Raw genomic sequence first — 1,243 nt, 5'->3', positions numbered from 1 at the left:
AGAAACACAAATATTTGCAGCTTGACCGGCGAGTTCACTTCGATCGCTGGCAATAAAAATACCAGAAATATATTTCCCCTCGAGTGCAAACTTTCTGTAGTTTGTTGAATAGCGCTGACCAACAGTTAAGATACGTCCGTCGCTTAGGGTAAATTTGGCTTCGTCAATAGCACCATTACCCCAGGTTTCTATTGTCTCAATGACACCCCCATTGAGGTCAATTGAACTAGATTCACCGGTAACAGTTCCTTGTTGATACTTATTACCATTTTCAAAGGTAACTTCTAATCCACCTACCCGTAAAGCGCCTCCGATACGTTGAATAAAACCTTTAACTGACTTGATTTGGTTTATACGGCCATTTATTAATTTTGGCTTAAATGGCTCCGGCATATTAATTTCGTCTTTTAATGCAAGAATTCGTGCATGACTGGTTGGCCAGCCAAAGAAGGTCGAATAACTCAGTGTTTTTAAATACAGTCCCTTTGTATTACTTCCATTTTTCTGGATATTTTGAATGATCTCAGTGTACTCCAAGCCATGTACCCGACAGTAGCCATGTACATACATAACATTGTTAGCTACAGTATTAGGTGCAGAGTCGTTGTATTGGATCTCTAATTCTGTATCGTAAATCCCTTGGATATAGTCTTCGACATGTTTAAGCAATAGATCAATATTTCGTTGAAGTTGCCCAACTTCATTACTGTTCAGTCCAATATCGTCTTTACGCTCAATGCCCATAGTCCAGTACATTATTTGCATTAACGCGGTTGCTGAATACATCGGCAAAATATGATAGTTAGTTTTGTGATCAAAAGTAGTAAACTTGCGTTGTACGCTGTCCAAATGTACCGATACGCTCATAAATAGACTTTTGGCTTCAGGTGTACCAGGATGATCCTGCAAAGCTGCAACTACGGAGGCAATCTTCCCCTTAAGTTCGGCAATATCACCCAATAGAATGCCTTTAATAGCCTTAAGCACATTCTCTTCAATAAGTTGCTGTACCCGACCCAAAATTTCCTGCCAGATATCCCTCTCTTGGTCTTTCCAAAAGAAATCAATAATAGAGGATAAGTAATCACCGACATAAGGAATGAATGATATGCCTTTAAGCACTGCTTGCTTAAGAATTGCTGAGGAGTCCCAGTCAAATTCAAAGGCTGAAGTAGCATATACATTGTAAGGAACAAGTGCCGCTGTATTGCTATATTCTGTAATGTTATTCATTTAATATACC

General features: G+C 39.2%; 1 protein-coding gene. It reads right to left on the bottom strand.

What is annotated here, in order from left to right; translation table 11 throughout:
* Window positions 1-1,233: insecticidal delta-endotoxin Cry8Ea1 family protein (locus tag V1952_RS21925; RefSeq protein ID WP_420075559.1), on the bottom strand; the 1,233-nt coding region annotated here is incomplete at its 3' end.
* Between the last annotated feature and the right edge of the window lie 10 nt (window positions 1,234-1,243).

The sequence above is a fragment of the Yersinia sp. 2542 StPb PI genome (assembly GCF_048593855.1).
In the GTDB taxonomy this organism is placed as follows: Bacteria; Pseudomonadota; Gammaproteobacteria; order Enterobacterales; family Enterobacteriaceae; genus Yersinia; species Yersinia enterocolitica_E.
Note: the sequence above shows the minus strand (reverse complement) of the source record. Positions and strands in the feature narration are given on the sequence as shown.